13 protein-coding genes are annotated in these 16,805 nt (G+C 56.0%); 9 read left to right on the top strand and 4 right to left on the bottom strand.

Annotated features, from left to right (window positions below; all coding sequences use genetic code 11):
* Nucleotides 1–3 precede the first annotated feature (3 nt).
* Nucleotides 4–1,047 carry a helix-turn-helix domain-containing protein gene (locus tag CEE69_RS11095; RefSeq protein WP_099260705.1) on the bottom strand — a complete coding sequence of 348 codons (1,044 nt, stop codon included), beginning with the start codon at nt 1,045–1,047 and terminating at the stop codon, nt 4–6.
* A 505-nt stretch (nt 1,048–1,552) separates the two neighbouring features.
* On the opposite strand from CEE69_RS11095, the gene CEE69_RS11090 reads away from it, so the two are divergent.
* Nucleotides 1,553–2,392, top strand: a complete 840-nt coding sequence (locus tag CEE69_RS11090; protein WP_099260704.1) for an endonuclease/exonuclease/phosphatase family protein — start codon at nt 1,553–1,555, stop codon at nt 2,390–2,392.
* Between the two features lie 119 nt (nt 2,393–2,511).
* Nucleotides 2,512–3,471 (top strand): SRPBCC family protein, encoded by a 960-nt coding sequence (locus CEE69_RS11085; protein WP_099260703.1) that lies wholly within the window; start codon nt 2,512–2,514, stop codon nt 3,469–3,471.
* Here the strand turns inward: CEE69_RS11085 and CEE69_RS11080 are convergent.
* The 3 genes from CEE69_RS11080 to CEE69_RS11070 form a co-directional block, all read right to left on the bottom strand.
* Nucleotides 3,453–4,172: an SIR2 family NAD-dependent protein deacylase gene (locus CEE69_RS11080; RefSeq protein ID WP_099260764.1), complete on the bottom strand. Its 720-nt coding sequence runs from the start codon at nt 4,170–4,172 to the stop codon at nt 3,453–3,455. The two genes, CEE69_RS11085 and CEE69_RS11080, sit on opposite strands and share 19 nt — an antisense overlap.
* A gap of 109 nt (nt 4,173–4,281) precedes the next feature.
* Nucleotides 4,282–6,576, bottom strand: a complete 2,295-nt coding sequence (locus CEE69_RS11075) for a ribonuclease R family protein (protein ID WP_099260763.1) — start codon at nt 6,574–6,576, stop codon at nt 4,282–4,284.
* A 77-nt stretch (nt 6,577–6,653) separates the two neighbouring features.
* A complete protein-coding gene (locus tag CEE69_RS11070) occupies nt 6,654–7,289 on the bottom strand; it encodes a thymidine kinase (protein WP_099260702.1) in 636 nt (211 codons plus the stop codon).
* Between the two features lie 102 nt (nt 7,290–7,391).
* On the opposite strand from CEE69_RS11070, the gene uvrB reads away from it, so the two are divergent.
* From uvrB to CEE69_RS11035, 7 genes are all read left to right on the top strand, one after another.
* On the top strand, nt 7,392–9,518 hold the full coding sequence (gene uvrB, locus CEE69_RS11065) for an excinuclease ABC subunit UvrB (RefSeq protein WP_099260701.1): 2,127 nt from the start codon (nt 7,392–7,394) through the stop codon (nt 9,516–9,518).
* A 159-nt stretch (nt 9,519–9,677) separates the two neighbouring features.
* Entirely contained in the window at nt 9,678–10,859 is a 1,182-nt protein-coding gene (locus CEE69_RS11060) for a DEAD/DEAH box helicase (RefSeq protein ID WP_099260700.1), read from the top strand.
* 56 nt (nt 10,860–10,915) lie between these two features.
* Nucleotides 10,916–12,040 carry a DUF932 domain-containing protein gene (locus CEE69_RS11055; protein ID WP_099260699.1) on the top strand — a complete coding sequence of 375 codons (1,125 nt, stop codon included), beginning with the start codon at nt 10,916–10,918 and terminating at the stop codon, nt 12,038–12,040.
* Between the two features lie 221 nt (nt 12,041–12,261).
* Nucleotides 12,262–13,080, top strand: a complete 819-nt coding sequence (locus CEE69_RS11050; RefSeq protein ID WP_099260698.1) for a hypothetical protein — start codon at nt 12,262–12,264, stop codon at nt 13,078–13,080.
* A 24-nt stretch (nt 13,081–13,104) separates the two neighbouring features.
* Nucleotides 13,105–14,982, top strand: a complete 1,878-nt coding sequence (locus tag CEE69_RS11045) for a hypothetical protein (RefSeq protein WP_143549193.1) — start codon at nt 13,105–13,107, stop codon at nt 14,980–14,982.
* A 153-nt stretch (nt 14,983–15,135) separates the two neighbouring features.
* Entirely contained in the window at nt 15,136–15,972 is an 837-nt protein-coding gene (locus tag CEE69_RS11040) for a glycosyltransferase (protein WP_233215133.1), read from the top strand.
* A 95-nt stretch (nt 15,973–16,067) separates the two neighbouring features.
* The gene (locus CEE69_RS11035; RefSeq protein WP_158230991.1) at nt 16,068–16,805 is read left to right on the top strand and encodes a glycosyltransferase family 25 protein; all 738 of its coding nucleotides are present in this window, start codon (nt 16,068–16,070) and stop codon (nt 16,803–16,805) included.

Here is a 16,805-nt window from a genome sequence, read left to right as displayed (position 1 = left end):
AGTTTAGGCCGCTTGTTGCTCGAACGAACCGCCCATTGGTCGTTGCAGTCGTTTGATCATCGCAAGAGCACTACGAATCATCCGCCGGCGAATGGCGGACTTGTCAACGGATTTGACTAGCATCGCAAAGTGTTTGAAGGTGGACCAATTGGTGTATTCATCCTTCGATAGAATCCGTGGGTCTTCTCCGAACCAATAGATCGGGTAGTTGAACTCGGGTTCCGTGGTCGGTTCAGGAATGAAGCCAATGGTGGCAAGCCTTCGCTCATTCAATGGACTCGCCGAGAACGAAACCATTTCGAAGTCCGACTGATTGGGGGATTCTGCCAGAGAGGCCACTTGAGCGAAGGTGATCGAACTGAGTGATTTGGTGACTTGGTACCAAGGGCGGCGACATTGGTTGGTGAACTCGGTGACTGAATCAAGCAGCAAGTACTGGGATTGGTCCGCTAAGTCGCCCGCGGAGATGTCCAGCCAGCCCAGTTCGCCGTTGCGGAACGCTTGGAACGATTCGGTGGTCAGCGGCAATACGATGCTGGCCCCACAGATTGTTTCGTTGATGCGATCCAAGCGAATGCAGCCCGGGTTCTGACGCCACAATTCGATGTACCGTTGTTCGTAGCGAACGTACACTTGGTTGATCGCCTTGTCTCGCTGCAACGCTTCCTGCTGGCTTTGAGACGACCCCCATTTTTGAATGTGTACGCTGAAGTTTTCTCGCATCTGCCGAACGATCTCCGCCACTTCGGATTCGTTGCGACACATGCTGCCCTGGTCAATTGGGCGATTGTTTCGGAATCTGTCCACAATGGACCAGGGAAGATCCACAAACGCATCTTGACCGGTGCCAGGATCAATTCGGACCAACTGGTCTGATTCCACGCCCAACGCGGTCGCGATTCGCCGCATCGTCCCGCTGGAAACATTCTGACCCGATTCAGCAAACTGGACGGTCCGTGCCGAAACTCCCGCCCGCGTCGCAAGTTCCAACTGCGACAGCCCTAAACTTTGGCGAACTTGCTTCAGTTGAGCGTTGGCTTGAGCCATTCAAAAACCTGATTTCTTGTTGAATTCGAACCTGGCTAGCGCGACCTTTGCGCACGAGGCATTTTGCCGTCCATTACCGTGTCAGTTGCCAGTCGCTTCGTCCGAGACGAATCGTCAATTGAAAATGCGATTGCGGGGCAACGTCTCGCACGCGAGCGACTGGCCTTCGGATCTCCCCGCTGGCTTTGCCAACAGGGTTCCCACCGGTCGTTGCGTGGACCGCCAGTGTAGTTGCGCTGGCCGACGAATCGAAGCCTATCCAAACGCTCCAGTGCGTTCAACGCTCCGATTGATTTGCTGCCGAGTCCGGCTATCGGGTGGGTGAGGAATCTTGGAAGGATTCCGTCCTGGGTAAGAGCAGTTTCAACACACTCGGTGGAGATTGAAGTAACCTCCCTCCGGATTGCTTCGGTGAGTTCGAGCCGAACGGATTCTCGTCCACACAACATCAGATGTTTGGTCAACTGCTTCCAACTTGCTACCTGCTTCAAACAACGTGAATTGAATGTCGACATTGCCCGTCAAAGTCACTCTGCTGCTCGCAACCGTCTTTGTCTCGTTCCATTCGGCCCCGCAGGTGCAAGCACAGGATTCGGCCTCGCCGATTCGGTTGAGGGTGTTGAGCTACAACATCCATCACGGGGCAGGAAATGACGGCAAGATCGATCTGGATCGTTTGGCAAACGTCATTCGAAAGGTGGAACCTGATTTGGTAGCGGTCCAGGAAGTCGACCAAAACACCCGCCGGAACGGAATGGTCAATCAAGTCGAAACACTAGCGGCCAAGTCCGGTTTGTTTGGGGAATTCGCAAAGCAAATCGACTACGACGGCGGAGAGTATGGTCAAGCGATCCTTTCGAAATACCCGATCGAATCGCTCGAAGTGCACTGGTTGCCCGGAGATCCCATCCGGGAACGCCGGATCGTCGGAGTCGCTGAAATGCAGATTCACTCAACCCGATTGCGTTTCGCGACGACCCACTTGCACCACGTTCGTGCTGACCTGCGGGAAAAGCAGATCGATGAGCTCAATCGACTGTTTGCCAACGGTGACCAGCCGACTGTTATCGCGGGCGACTTCAACGCGAAGCCCGCTTCTGAGGCCATGCAATTGCTGCAAACAAAGTGGAAGGTCTCGACATCAGAATCGATGCATACCTTTCCCGCGAAATCACCCAACCGACAACTCGACTATGTTGCGATGTGTCCTGCCAGCTCGTGGCGGATCGTCTCAACCGAAGTGCTGGACGAACCGATTGCCTCGGATCACCGACCATTGTTGGTGGTCGTTGAATTGAAAACGAATGGCGGGCCAACCGGCGACTATACAGGTGAGCAGGACTGATTCGGGCGAAACTCATGAGCAGTTTCGGTCGGGAAATTGCGTCGTAACGCTGTTCCACCGCGATTTTGCTAGGATATCCGGAGTCGGTACGCCAGCCACTCCGAAGGGACGAATTCACCATGCCTGCTTTTCATATTCAGCGTTCCCAGACCATCGATGCTGATGTCAGTGATGTCTTCAATGCAGTCACAGATTATTCGACTTGGACTCGGTGGTCGCCCTGGTTGCAAGTGGATCCCGAAGCCGAAGTGACCGTCAGCGATCCACCAAACGCGAACGGTGCGACCTACCACTGGAAAGGTGAATTGGTTGGCGAGGGCTCGATGACACATCGTGAACTCCAGCCTCCGAAGAACTCGTCCTCCAACGCATCCATGTTGGCCGATTTGGCTTTTGTCAAACCGTTCAAGTCGGAATCCAAGGTCGAATTTGAAATTGAACCGGTCTCGACGGATGGTCGACCGGGTTCGAAAATCACCTGGCACATGCGAGGTAAGTTGCCTTGGTTCTTGTTCTGGATGCGATCGATGATGGAGACGTTCGTCGGCATGGACTACGAACGTGGGTTGCTAATGCTCAAGCAATTGGTGGAAACCGGCGAAGTGCTCTCAGAGCTTGAGATCAAAGGGGTGGTCAACGAACCCGATCGCTTGATCATCGGTCAACGCGGCGGATGCACGATGGACGACATCGGTTGTCATATGGCTGCGACGCTGGAACGAGTCAAACCGCATTACAACGCGGACGATGAACGCGTGCATGAATGGGCCAGCCTGTATCACACGACGTCGGACCTTCGCAAACGATGGTTCGACTACACGGCGGGTTATTTGGCCGACAAGGGAACGCCCGTTCCGCCGGCCTGCGTGGCGGACACGATTCCCGCCGGGAAGTTTTTGCTGGTTCGACACGTCGGCGATTATGCCCATCTCGGGAACGCTTGGTCGGGTGGGATCCAATTCATTCGCTACAAGAAGATGAAGATGGCCAAAGCGGTCGGCTGCGAAATCTATCGCAACGATCCGGAAACCACTGACACTAAGAATCTGATCACCGACGTCTACATCGCTTTGAAGTGATCCAGTAGCTTCGGAATTTCAACGCTGGCGGAACCGTGAATGGTTTCATCGAAGGCACTCGACGCGGGGGTGTCGTCCAGATTCACTTCGATGCGACGACAGTGCGGAGGCGTTTGAGCCACGATGCCGGCGGCGGGATACACGACGCCGGACGTGCCGATTGCGATGAACAGGTCAGCACTCGTTGCTGCCTGCTCAATGCGGTTCAGTCCAATCGGCATCTCGCCAAACCAGACGACGTTGGGTCGCAAGCAACCTCGCATGCGATCGTTGTCTGGGTCTTCCGGGTGCGGCGTGTCATTGCCGAGGTCCTCGGTCCAGTCGAACACCTCTTCCGTGTAAGTGCATCGGGCTTGCAGCAATTGCCCATGCATGGGCAGCACGTTTTGACTGCCTGCGCGTTGGTGCAGGTTGTCGATGTTCTGAGTCACCAGGAGGAAATTGCCACGTGCCTTCTCGACGTGTTCGCGTTCAAAATCCGCGAGAGCAACGTGCGCAGCATTGGGTTGGATTTCAGGGTTCAGCAGCGCTCGCCGTCGTTGGTTGTAGAATTCTTGCACCAACTCTGGATTGCGAGCGAATCCTTGAGGCGTGGCGACTTCTTCGACCGCGTGCCCCTCCCACAATCCGTTGGCGTCCCGGAACGTGGGGATTCCGGATTCCGCTGAGATTCCGGCACCGGTGAGAATGAGAACGTTCATAGCGATGAAAGAAAACGTAGCACGGTGGTCCCCGACCGTGGCACACTGCATCATGTCACGGTCGGGGAACACCGTGCTACGGATTGTTGGTTGGTTTTGAACCGCCGCTTCAACGACGGCGGCGTTTCTTCTTTTCGCGTCGCTCGTTCTTCTTTTTGCTCTTGTAGGGCGATTTCTTCGACTTGCTGGTAACGGGTCCTCGCGGATCTTTTTTGCCCGCGGAGTGATTCTTTACCACGTCGAGGTACAGCTGCCGGTCTTGCAAATCGACTTTGCCAATTCGAACCGTCAGATGGTCGCCGAGGCGGAACCGGTTGCCTTCCTTGAATCCGGTCAGGACCTGCCCGCGGCGTTCGAATCGATATTGATCGCTGGGAAGTTCCGTGACCGGGATGAACCCGTCGACGGGAAGTTTCAAACAGCGAGCGTGAATGCCATCGGCGAACACGCGACTGATGACGGCCTCGAGCGTTTCGCCCTGTTTCTTTTTCAGGAAGTGAAGCAGCTTCAGTTGAATCAATTCGCGTTCAGCTTGCGCGGCGTTGCGTTCGGCATCGCTGCATTCGTGCCCGAGTTTGACAAGTTCCGCGAATGATTCGTCCGGCGTGGACTTCTTCTCGATCAAACGCTGCACCAATCGATGAACGCTGAGGTCAGGGTACCGGCGGATCGGGCTGGTGAAGTGGCAATAGTGTTCTTTGTCGAGCGCGTAGTGTCCTTCACGGTGTGGGCCGTAGACCGCTTTGCTCATGCTCTTGAGCACCGCAAAGTTGACAGCGTTTTCCAGTGTAGTGCCAGCGACTTTGTCCAGCACCGCTTGAATTTCAAAGCGGCTTTCGACATTGTCAAAACCCAGCCCGAGGTCTTTGACAAAGCTGGTCAGTTGTCGCAGTTTGCGGCGTTCAGGCGGTGCGTGAATTCGGTGTAGGAAATTGAGTTCTTGATCGTCCAACCAAGTCGCAACGGCTTCGTTGCCGAGCAGCATGAACTCCTCGATGATCTGGTGACTCTCGGTGTTCTCGGTTTGGTAGGCACCTTTGACTTTGCCGGTGCGATCCAGTTCGAGCTTGATGTCCGGCATGTCCATCGACAGCGAGCCGTCTTTGAACCGACGCTTGCGAATCTGCATCGCCAGCTTGTGCATGTGCGTCAGCAGCTCGCAGATCGGGCCGCCCCAATCCTTTTGGAACGTTTCGGGGGACGCGAGAAACTGGTCGATTTGCTCGTAGTTGAAACGTTTGTCGCTGCGGATGGCGGCGTTGTGAACTTCGCTGTGAGTGATCGTCAGATCGTCCAGCATTTCGATCTCGACGGTCTTCACCAAACGCATGCGTTCGGGTTGAAGGGACGCTAGGTGATTGCTGATGATCTCGGGGATCATCGGGATCACACGGTCGGGCAGGTAAACGCTGGTGCCGCGACGGCGTGCTTCGACATCGAGTTTGCCACCGGGCGGAACGAAGTGGCTGACGTCGGCGATGTGCACCCACAACCGCCATCGACCGTCTTCGCGTTGCAGTGAGATCGCGTCGTCGAAATCACGTGCATCGAACGGATCGATCGTGATTGTCAGCATGTCCGTGAGGTCTTTGCGGTCCGTCGGAACGACGTCGTCGTCGAACGCATCGGCTTGCTCACGAGCTTCGTCGAGAACCTCTTCGGAGAACTCGTCCGGCAACGCGTATTGCCGCATGATCGTCAGCGTGTCGATCGCCGGGTTCTTGCTGCTTCCCAAACGCTCGAGGATGACGGCTTCTCCGCCGCCAGATTCTTCATCGGGGAAGTCGACAATCTCGACAAAGATCTTGTCACCGTCTTGCAGCGGCAGACCTCGCACGTCGCCGACACTGACCGGTGCTTCGTAATGAACGCCATCGAGGTAAACGACCGGACCTTCGATCGTGTCGGAACCGGGTTGGTCAGGCAGCGGTGCGGAAAAAAACGTGCCGGTGAATTGACGGCGAGCTCGTTGCAACACCTCCACCACTTTGCCTTCGGTCCCGCCTCGGCGACTGGGTTCGATTGTCACGGCGACCAAATCGCCTTCCAGGGCTCCGGCGGTCATGCCCGGGGGAACAAAGACATCCTCGGGAACATCCGCGTCGGCACTGCCACCACCGCTGGAAGGGCGAACGAAACCAAAGCCGCCGCCCATGGCTCGGCGAAACGTGCCGCGAATTTGGTCGGTGGGGCCTCCGACCGCCGCGGCAGCGACGACCAAGTGGTTGCCGCCGTAGATCAATCGGCCTTCGAGGACCAATTGTTTGATCACCCGACGGACTTCGCGGTAACCGTCCGCGTCCAGTTCCAACAGGGCGGCGATTTGTTTGGGTTTGCTGGGACGGTATTCCGCCGCGTGAACGAGTCGCAGAACGCGATCGATCAATTCTTGTGAGACTTGCATGGACCCAGAATAGTCGACCGAGGCTCGTGCGGGGTAGGACGCATCCACCGCGGACACCCGCGATTCGTCGCGAATTCTTAACGCTCCGATTGGCGGGGTTCGTTCGAGTCCAGCAGCGGCAGGTCGTCTTCGTTGCGCTGGTAGATCGCCTCTTTGAAATGCCGGCGGCAAACGGTTTGGTAGCGTTCGTTTCCTCCGATTTGCACCTGTTCTCCGTCGCGAATGACTTGGCCGGATTCGCTGACTCGAAGCACCATCGTGGCTTTGCGGCCGCAGTGGCAAATCGTTTTGAGCTCAGTCAGTGTGTCGGCCCAAGCCAGCAGGTGTTCGCTGCCTTCGAACAGATTGCCTTGGAAATCAGTGCGCAATCCGTACGCCAACACGGGAATGTCGAGGTCGTCACAAACGTCGCTGAGCTGCCGGACCTGAATTCGCGTCAAAAACTGAGCCTCATCGACCAGCACACAGTGCAGCGGTTTCATTCGCTTTTGTTCACGAACGACGTTCAGCAAATTGTCCGCTGTGTTGAACGAGACCGACTCGGATTCGATCCCGATTCGCGAGGCGACTTTGCCGCTGCCAAACCGGGTGTCGATCTCCGGAGACAGGATCAGTGTGTTCATCCCTCGCTCGCGATAGTTGTAACTGGACTGCAGAAAAACCGTGGATTTCCCGGCGTTCATCGTGGAATAGTAGAAATACAGCTTCGCCATGACAGTGCGTGAGAAATCTAGGTCGGGAATCAGGGACGCTGGATCGTTGCCGAATGGGTCGGGTCTTTGCCGAATGATTCGACAGTTTGCTAAAGTGCTGGCATGAGCATCACCAAACTTGAGCCAGCCGCTTTTGATTTGCATCAACCGTTCCCACCATCGGGGGACCAGCCTGCTGCAATCGCCAAGTTGATCGAAGGCATCCAAAGCGGCAAGACCGCCCAGACACTCTTGGGGGCCACTGGAACAGGCAAAACGTACACGATGGCCAACGTCATCAATGCCGTCCAGCGTCCGGCGCTGATCCTCAGCCACAACAAAACGTTGGCCGCTCAGTTATACGGGGAATTCAAAGAGTTCTTCCCCAACAACGCGGTCCACTATTTCGTCAGCTACTACGACTACTACCAACCCGAAGCCTACATTCCTCAACGCGACGTCTACATCGAGAAAGATTCCTCGATCAACGAAGAAATCGATCGGTTGCGATTGGCGACCACCAGTTCACTGGTCAGCCGCCGCGATGTCGTCATCGTCGCCTCGGTCAGCAGCATCTACGGCTTGGGGTCGCCCGACGATTATCGCCAGCTCGTCGTCGATCTTCATCAAGGCGAGCAAACTCGCCGCGACCACTTGCTGTTGAAGTTTGTTGACCTGCAGTATCAACGCAACGACATCCAATTCGAACGCGGGAAATTTCGCGTGCGAGGGGACTCGATCGAGCTGTGGCCCAGCTACGAAGAATTCGCGTATCGAATCGAGATGTGGGGAGACGAGATCGAGAAAATCTCACTGATCAAACCGACATCTGGCGAAACGATCAAAACGGTCGAGCACCTTTACATCTATCCGTGCAAGCACTTTGTGATGCCGGAAGATCGCATCCAACGAGCGATCCGAATGCTCCGCGAAGAGTTGACGCAGCAGTTGGAAGTCTTTCAGTCGCAAGGCAAATTGTTGGAGGCTCAACGATTGTCGGCACGAACCAAATTCGATTTGGAGATGCTGGCCGAAGTCGGGCATTGTCCTGGCATCGAAAATTATTCGCGTCCGTTGTCCGGCAAAGAACCGGGCGCGACTCCGGACACGTTGTACGACTTCTTTCCCAAGGACTTCATCACATTCGTTGACGAATCACATGTGACCGTGCCGCAGGTTCGCGCGATGTACGCCGGTGACCGAAGTCGAAAAATCACTTTGGTCGAACACGGGTTCCGCCTTCCGTGTGCACTCGATAACCGGCCGCTCAAGTTCGATGAATGGGAAGAACGCACCGGACAGATTTGCTTCGTCAGTGCGACACCCAGCGACTACGAATTGGAACGCACCGGCGGCGAAGTGGTGGAACAAATCATTCGTCCAACCGGCTTGCTCGATCCCGAGGTCGAGATCGTGTCGGCTCGCGGGCAGGTGACGCATTTATTGGAACAGGTTCGCGTCCGTGCCGAACGGGATGAACGCGTTCTGGTCACGGCGCTCACCAAACGCTTGGCCGAGGACTTGGCGAACTACTTCCAAGAACAAGGCGTCAAGTGTCGTTGGTTGCACAGTGAATTGAATGCCTTTGAACGAGTTGACCTGCTCCAAGAATTGCGGGCCGGTTCGTTCGATTGTTTGGTCGGTGTGAACTTACTACGAGAGGGGCTCGACCTTCCGGAGGTTTCGCTGGTTGCGATCTTGGATGCGGACAAGGAAGGCTTCCTGCGAAGCGAAACGAGTTTGATTCAGACAATTGGCCGTGCGGCTCGGAATGCAAACTCACGCGTGATTCTGTACGCCGACAAAGTCACCAATTCCATGCAGTTGGCAATTGACGAAACCGAACGTCGGCGAGTGATCCAGATGGAATACAACGCCAAACATGGAATCGTGCCGAAGACGGTTCGCAAATCGATCCGCAAAGGCATCGACACCGAGGCGGCCAGCCACAAGGAATCGACTCGCAAGGCTCAAGACAATGGCGAAGCGATCTACATCACCATCGAGTACGTCGACAAACTCGAGCAGGAGATGTTGTCCGCGGCGGAAGACCTCGAGTTCGAGCGAGCGGCGAGGCTGCGCGACCGTGTGTTGCAACTCAAGGAACACATCGGCAAACCGCTATCGGACGTGGAAATTGTCGACGAGAAATCAGCCGGTAAATCGGGCGGTCGTGGACGCGGTCGTCGTGGGGCCAAGAAAAAGGGGGCCAGCAAAGGCACCAAAATTCCGCGGCCAAAACGTGGCTGAATGGATCTTTCCGTAGCGGAATTTGACCGCATTTAGAGTCCCGATTGTCTGTCAGCAAATGGATGTTTTGGCGAGGCATCCGATCCGGTGACCGAACGTGTCACAGCTTTCCCTATCACTACAGGTGTTCAACTTTGACACCTGCAGAAAGGGAACACGATGTCCACTGCGATCTTGCCGGAGACCCCGTCCGAGTCATCTTCCAACGCCGATTTGGATGGCTTCGCGATTCAGCCTCGCCCGTATCAACACCGCATCATTCGACGGGCCTTGGCTGCGTTTGGGTGCGATGAAACCGAGTCCGTTCCAGCTCACGGCGGGGTAGGGCAGGTCGGTTCCAAGCCGACCAGCGTCCTGATTGAGAGCCCCACCGGGAGTGGCAAAACGGTGATGGGTTTGGCCATCGCCGCGGTCATGCAACGCACCCTCGGCATCCGAGTTGGCTGGGTCGCGATGCGGCGGAACTTACTGGCTCAGGCTCAAGCCGAAAACGTCCGCCGAGAGTTTGGGCTCGACATGCATTTGATCAGCATGTTTGACAAAGATCCTCCAGACGTTGACTTGTTAGTCATCGATGAGGCTCAGCACGATGCCGCTACCAGCATGGCAAACTTGCATGGGCAGATCCAACCGCGATGGACGCTGGGATTGTCAGCAACACCGTATCGAACCGATCGCATCAAACTGTGCTTTGAAAATGTGATCCGGGATGCTGGCATCGCTCATTTGATCGCCGATGGGTTTTTGAGTGCCTACCACCACTACACGATCGAGGAGTACTCGCCGCAGACGCTGGCCGATTTGCTGATCGATGAACCGGAGCGTTGGGGCAAGTCGCTGGTTTTCTTTCACAAGCAAACGCAGTGTGACGAAATGAAGGTTCGTTTGGACCAAGCCGGTATCCGCAGCGATGTGGTGACCGCGAAGACGAATCGTGATCGGCAATTGGCGGACTTCAGCGAAGGACGCACGGATGTGTTGATCAACATGGCGATCCTCACCGAGGGTTTTGACTGTCCGGCGTTGAAGACGGTGTTCTGTCGGCCAAGCGGGCAGGGCACCACGATTCAAATGGCGGGACGCGTGCTTCGCAAATGCGAGAACGAACCGATCAAGCAAGTCGTTCAGTGCCGGCACACGCGGCACCCGATGATGCGAACCGCAATTCCCGCGGAGCAGTATCTGTGGACGGAATACGGTTGGCGAAGCATCGCAGGCAACCGCCAACTGGATGCGATGGCCATGGCCGCTCGAAAGCGAGTTGCGAAGGCCAATGTGAGCTTGCCCAAGCTGATCGCCGCTCACCGACCTCGTCGACGCATGCACCGACTCGGTCGCTAAACCGTTGTCTTTTTTTATCCCAACATCAACCGTCATCTTTCTCAAAGGACTCCACCATGTCGACTTCCACCATTTCCAAGACCGCTACAGAAACTTCCCCACGATTCAGCTACGCGTTGGCCAGTGTCGGTGATATCCGAGTTGGAACGGTGCATCGCTCACCCGGCGGCCGGATCAGTTTGCGTGAACTGGAAATTGACGGGCAACCCGTGGTCGCCACGCGTCGTTTTTGGCGTTCGTTCTTCACCCGGTTTGGAATCGCAGAAAACGTGTTCCGCTACTTCCGCCCCGACGAAGTCTTTTCTCGAATTCAGTCGCAGCGAGATGATGTGACGTTTCGATACTGCATCGCTCGGGCGCCGATTTCTGCGTCAAAGAAAGCGGATCAGTTGTTGGCGGTGACCAATCCCAACCGCCCGATCATTCGGTACGACGACATCCGTGGTTTGCTGGATGGGAACGGTGGCGAAGACATTCGCTACCACAATGGAGTTGTGACGAGCACACACGCGCCGCGCGGTGGCAGTCGACAATTCGCGATCGGTGGTGATCAATTCCGCGACCGGTTTTGTTTGGAGACTCCGGTCGATGGCTATGGGCATCCCCGACTATTTTTGTCGATGCTGCGGCTGGTGTGCAGCAATGGCATGATCGGACACGCCAAGGCTTTCCGCAGCGATGTGCCAGTCGGGAAGAACATGGAACACTGCATTGTTCGTGCGATCGAATCGTTCGACAATGGTGACGGGTACGCGGCCCTGCGTCAGCGGTTTGAATCGAGCCAAACCTCATGGGCGTCGGTGCACGAGTGTTTGCGGCTGAATGAGTTGTTGGAATCGCTGCGCCGGGATCAGCAACTCACCCAAGAGGGTTTGATTCGTCGGTTTCGTTCGCTCGCAGGAGACCTGAACGAGCTTTACGGGTTGGCAAATTTGGACGCGCTGAGTGACAAACGTCGCCGGATTCTCCCCAGCAAGGCTCGCGTTTACGACCTGATCAATTACGCCAGCGAAGTTGCGACGCACCATTCGCAGGCCGACGGAGCCAATCGAATCCAGGCTTGGTTGGGGACTTTGGTTTCCGAAGAATACGACCTGGAGGGCACTGCAGATTCCGGTGGCGATTTCGATGCTTTTTTCGTCCCCAGCGACGATGGATTGCCAGCTCAAAGCCGCAACTGAACAAGCGGCCGAAGAAAAATGAAAGAAGGGAAGCGTCGGGTTCCTCTTGAATTGGGACGACGCTGTGCTCTACACGGAATGGTTGTGAAATGATGAATTTTCGATGAAGCGAAACGCGGCGGATGATCCAGGGCTGAGCAGCCGAAGGGTTGGAAGTCATTGCTAGCTTTTCGAGAGTTCTGGTCGCTTCCCTGAATCATCCCGTTTTCCAAAGAGTACCGATGTCCCTTCACGACCCGAATCAGCCGCTCGTTCCGCGGGGTGGTCGCGATATCGCAATGTGGCGAACCGGGGTTGGAAGGCTGTCCCTCGCGTTGGGCACTGGAGTCGGGCTTGTTCTGATTGCTTCTTACGCCTTGCTGTGGGTCGGAACGCCCCTGAGGGATGCGATCATCAGCGAAGGCGGCTGGGTCGAGTCTCTTTCGGCGTATCTTTATTTGGTGGTCGCCGCCATTTTGCTACTGGCCGGTGGTCTGAAACTTTGGAAACCATCGATCCGCTGCCCGCGTCATCCTTTTTTGCTCGCATCGGTTTTGTGCCTCTTTTTTGCCCGGGAAATGGATTTTCATTCCCGGTTCACGGGAGGCAGTGTCCTGAAAACGTCGTTCTATCTGCGCGATGATTTGTCGTGGATGTCCAGAGCATTGGCGGCATCGGTGATCGTTCTGGCGACGGTGATCGTCGTTTCAATGTTCAGACGCTACGCCTCGCTTGTTCGGAATCGCTTCGCGGCGGGGAATTGGCTGGGAGTGCTGCCCATCGCTGCCTGCCTCTTGGTTGTGTTCTCTAAATCAATCGACATGGGATTGGGGACTTTGGGACGCAACGGCGTGGTGTTGCCGATCAAATGGAAGGTCGCCGCCGGGCATGTGGAGGAATTGTCTGAACTCCTGATTCCTTGCTGTTTTTTGCTGATGACGGTTGTTCTGTTTTTGGGCAAGTCGAAGTCGGCTGAGGGTTCGGCATCGAACTCGGCCAACGCGAATGAACCCAACGAAACGATTCGACTCGATCGTGAACGAACATCGCGGGCGGCTTGAGCATTGGTATTCGCGATAGACAAATTGAATCCGGCGCCCGTCCGTGTGCAGCGTGTGAGCGTGCTCGGCAAAGGGCGTGCTGCGTCGGCGGAACTGGTGGATGCGCACTGGGCGGACGGAACAACCACGCGTTGTGTCGAGAAGGTGTTCGCTCCTGGTCGGCTGACCCGGTTGATCTATCGAATCGCGTTTGCCGCTCCATTTGCCTACCGTTCCAATCGCCATGCGATTCAGGCCAGCTTTTATCGGCGACGGGTGGTGGCTGGGTTACTGCTGCGAGCCGGCAGCGACGTCCGCGTCGCGAAACCGCTGTATGTCCGTTTTGATCGGCCTCGCCAGGCCTGGGTGCTCGCGGCAGAGTGGATCGAAGGTCGTGGGCCGATCGTCAAAGGGAATGACTCTGACGAGATGAGCCAGTTGGTCGGCACCATGCGACAACTGGAAGATCGCTTGGTTGGCTGGGGAATGCATGGTTCGGGCTGGCAGGTTTCGCCGCGAGCTTTGGTTTCCACGGCGAACTTGTTGCTCCGCGACCGGCCTCGGTTGCGACTGCATGATGGATCGAACAGTCAAGCTGAGCCCGACGGAGAGTTGCTGGGACACGATCGAATCGAACCCACCATCATTGATTTGGAATCAGGTATCCCAGCGGTTTTGGTGCTTCGGTATCTTGTCCTGGCTTGGAAGCAAGGCAGCGTTTTTCCGTTTGATGACTTGGATTCCAAGCTGCTTTTGCTTGGCGTTCAGGATGTCCCAGGAGATTTGCGGCACGATGTGGACCGGCTCGTCGCGCACACGAACGCCTGGAAAGACACGGAAATTGCTCCGTTTCGCAAGCCATGGCGATGGGCGTCGGCAGATCGACGGGCGTTGTATCGCAAAGAGATGATTGGGCGTTGGTCGCTCGAGCGAACGATTGACGACGCGACCGAAAGCCGGCTGGCGAGTGACCAGCTGTGGTGGCTGGGGTTCTGGATGATCGGTCTGTTGCCGATTCTTGGCCGCTTGATTCAAAAGATGGTTGGCAGTGAGCGGGTGCGGCGTCAGGCCGGTCGTTTGGTGTCGGATTCCCGCTTCAGACGATCTGCGATGCGTTGTCATCGGGACCGGGAAACGCGGCGTTGGCAGGAACAGGGCAGGGTGTCCAGGGATTTCCGACAGTCGCTTCTGCGGTTTCAACTCAACAGTTTTTTGGCGGTGTGCCTTCCGTCTGCGTGCCATCGCTTCGTGACGGACGCCCGGGTTCGAACCCTGCGGCAGCGGCGGGCGTTGGCGATTCTGACGAGTCGGCATCATCAGTCTCGATCGGCTCGCCGGTTGTTTCACAGAGCGGTTCGACGCTGGGAATCGCGACGCTGGCTGGACTTCTCCACCGGAAGTCAATTGCGAACTGAATTTGATGAACCAGGCGTCGGCGTTTACGCACGCGGAATGGCCAAGCACCTAGCGATCAAGACGCTTTCACCGGTGGTTTCCATGTTGAAATTGACCGGCATGGCAGCGTCTTTGTCGGGAGGCAGTTGGTGGTACGCGGCCGCACCGTTTTTAATTCTTCCGGTTATGCGAACGATGGTGACTTTGCAAAGTGCTTGGGTGTCGCGACACGACGGAACGCCTCACACTCAGGCTTTGGTGATAGGTGCGATTCCGACCCTGGGATCCTTGGCATTCGTGATCCAAGTGTTCAATAGCCACCCCGCTGTTTCTGAATTCTTGCTTCGCGAATCGGCGGGGCGAGTTGGCCGTCACTTGCCGATTTACGGTGGCCCTGACTCAAGAACGGAACACGCATGCGTCAATGGCATGGATCGGGCGATCAAAATGGTCCGAGGCCTCAGTCCCGATCGGAAAGAGATGGCGGCGCCGACCGTGGTGGAAGGATCAGAGAAAATGGCTGCATGACACCGAGAGGATGCAAGCTGCGCACGTTTGAGTGATCACACCCAATCGGACTGGTCACGAACAACCGACTTCGCTAACCTCCGCGAGAAACACATGTTTCTCGTCGTTGGACGGGAGTTCCTATGCCCATTTCTCACCAAGGAAGGCGAGACCATGGCGACGGTTGTCTGCACTCGCTGGTTGGACGCATTTCCCGCATCGTATGTCACCGTTTTGCGAAATGCAGTGGCGGCGAATTTGAACCAGCCGCATCGTTTTGTATGCGTCACCGACAATGTCGCTGGATTAACTGATGGGGTCGAAGGAATTCAGATGCCTGATCTAGGCATTCCTCTGAAGTATCGAGAACAGGGGTGTTGGCCAAAACTGTCGATTCTGGCACCTGGAGTCTTGCCCGCAGATGAGCCAACGCTGTACTTGGATCTCGACGTTGTGATCAACCAGAACCTGGACGGGTTCTTTGATCGCTTGGAAGCCAAGCGTGGTTTTCACGCCTTGCGGGAATGGAATCCAACGCTTTGGAGTTTGGTGCCACTTGCGATGCGTCCTGACCGCGGCGTGCAGGGATCCATTCTAGGTTTTTATCCAGGTGAGCAAGTTGAGTTGTTTCGACGATTCAACGAGCACCAGCAGGAGTGTTTCGATCGCTATTGTCTTGATCAAGATTTCTTGACCGAGAATGCTGGGGACGTGAATTACTGGCCATTTGCATGGACGGCCAGCTTCAAGTGGCACTGCCTGAAGTACTACCCACTCAATCAGATTGCCCCGAAGATCAAACGTCCTGCAAAAGCCAAAGTCGTGGTCTTTCACGGTGACCCTCGCCCGATTGATGTCGTTCCGGAGGGCGATTACCGCTGGGGGACAAAACGTAAGTTTGGTCATGGTCCCGTGGATTGGGTCCGTGACTACTGGCTGCGGTACGATACAAGATGGGACGACGAAGTAGCGGAGTCAGAAGCGATCGTTCCGGCACTGGCGGCAGCCTAAGACGCTGTTTTGAAACGGTGAGCGACAATTCTTCTGGCGACGATTTTACAAATCACGACCACGCACTCGAATGGATTCCCCACGAGGTCGAAAACATGAACGTGTCTCAAGCACTCGTTGTCACTCTGCGGCGAGCGACCGCGCGACAGCCACAGGTTCAACGGATTCTTCAAACGTGTCCGGTGCCATGTGAAATTCACGACGCCGTGGATGGCAAGTTGTTGGCGGACGATGAACTGCAACGTTGGGTAGAACCACGACTGCATTCACCCTCGTATCCGTTTCCGCTGAACGTCGGCGAAGTCGGTTGCTTCCTCAGTCATCGAGGAATTTGGCAACGCATCGTTGATGAAGGTTGGGAGCAAACGTTGGTCGTCGAGGACGACATCGAACTCGAGCCCGGATTTGAGGAATCGCTCGCTTTCGCCAGTGATCATGCGAAACCGGGCGACTACGTTCAATTCCAAGTGCGTCCGTTTTCGTCTCCTCACCGAGTCATGGCTCAACAGTCGAAGTGGTCGCTGCTGTGTCCTGATGTGATTCCGCTGCGGACATCAGCGCAATTGGTGACGCGGTTGGCGGCTGAAAAGTTGCTGGACGCTTCGGAGCAGATCGATCGTCCCGTGGATGCTTTTATTCAAATGCGATGGGTCACCGGAGTTCGCGTGGTGGTGATGCAACCCTCGTGCGTGCATGAAGTGTCCGCGAATTTGGGTGGCAGCACGATCGGTGGTGGCAAAAAGAGGCCTGTGGCTGATCGAGTCAAGAGAGAAGTGCTGCGACCGATCTATCGTTTTCAAATTGCTACGCGGTCCCGCAGGGACGCTGCCTGA

Source organism: Rhodopirellula bahusiensis, from assembly GCF_002727185.1.
Taxonomy (GTDB): Bacteria; Planctomycetota; Planctomycetia; order Pirellulales; family Pirellulaceae; genus Rhodopirellula; species Rhodopirellula bahusiensis.
The sequence above is the reverse complement of the archived record's forward strand: the minus strand, read 5'-3'. Positions and strand labels throughout refer to the sequence as shown.

What these genes read in the sequence shown, in the direction of transcription:
- CEE69_RS11060 (WP_099260700.1), top strand. Translation starts at nt 9,678, where the DNA reads ATGTCCACTGCGATCTTGCCGGAGACCCCGTCCGAGTCATCTTCCAAC.
- CEE69_RS11050 (WP_099260698.1), top strand. Translation starts at nt 12,262, where the DNA reads ATGTCCCTTCACGACCCGAATCAGCCGCTCGTTCCGCGGGGTGGTCGC.
- CEE69_RS11070 (WP_099260702.1), bottom strand. Translation starts at nt 7,289, where the DNA reads ATGGCGAAGCTGTATTTCTACTATTCCACGATGAACGCCGGGAAATCC.
- CEE69_RS11040 (WP_233215133.1), top strand. Translation starts at nt 15,136, where the DNA reads ATGGCGACGGTTGTCTGCACTCGCTGGTTGGACGCATTTCCCGCATCG.
- uvrB (WP_099260701.1), top strand. Translation starts at nt 7,392, where the DNA reads ATGAGCATCACCAAACTTGAGCCAGCCGCTTTTGATTTGCATCAACCG.
- CEE69_RS11055 (WP_099260699.1), top strand. Translation starts at nt 10,916, where the DNA reads ATGTCGACTTCCACCATTTCCAAGACCGCTACAGAAACTTCCCCACGA.
- CEE69_RS11095 (WP_099260705.1), bottom strand. Translation starts at nt 1,047, where the DNA reads ATGGCTCAAGCCAACGCTCAACTGAAGCAAGTTCGCCAAAGTTTAGGG.
- CEE69_RS11085 (WP_099260703.1), top strand. Translation starts at nt 2,512, where the DNA reads ATGCCTGCTTTTCATATTCAGCGTTCCCAGACCATCGATGCTGATGTC.
- CEE69_RS11035 (WP_158230991.1), top strand. Translation starts at nt 16,068, where the DNA reads ATGAACGTGTCTCAAGCACTCGTTGTCACTCTGCGGCGAGCGACCGCG.
- CEE69_RS11090 (WP_099260704.1), top strand. Translation starts at nt 1,553, where the DNA reads ATGTCGACATTGCCCGTCAAAGTCACTCTGCTGCTCGCAACCGTCTTT.
- CEE69_RS11075 (WP_099260763.1), bottom strand. Translation starts at nt 6,576, where the DNA reads ATGCAAGTCTCACAAGAATTGATCGATCGCGTTCTGCGACTCGTTCAC.
- CEE69_RS11080 (WP_099260764.1), bottom strand. Translation starts at nt 4,172, where the DNA reads ATGAACGTTCTCATTCTCACCGGTGCCGGAATCTCAGCGGAATCCGGA.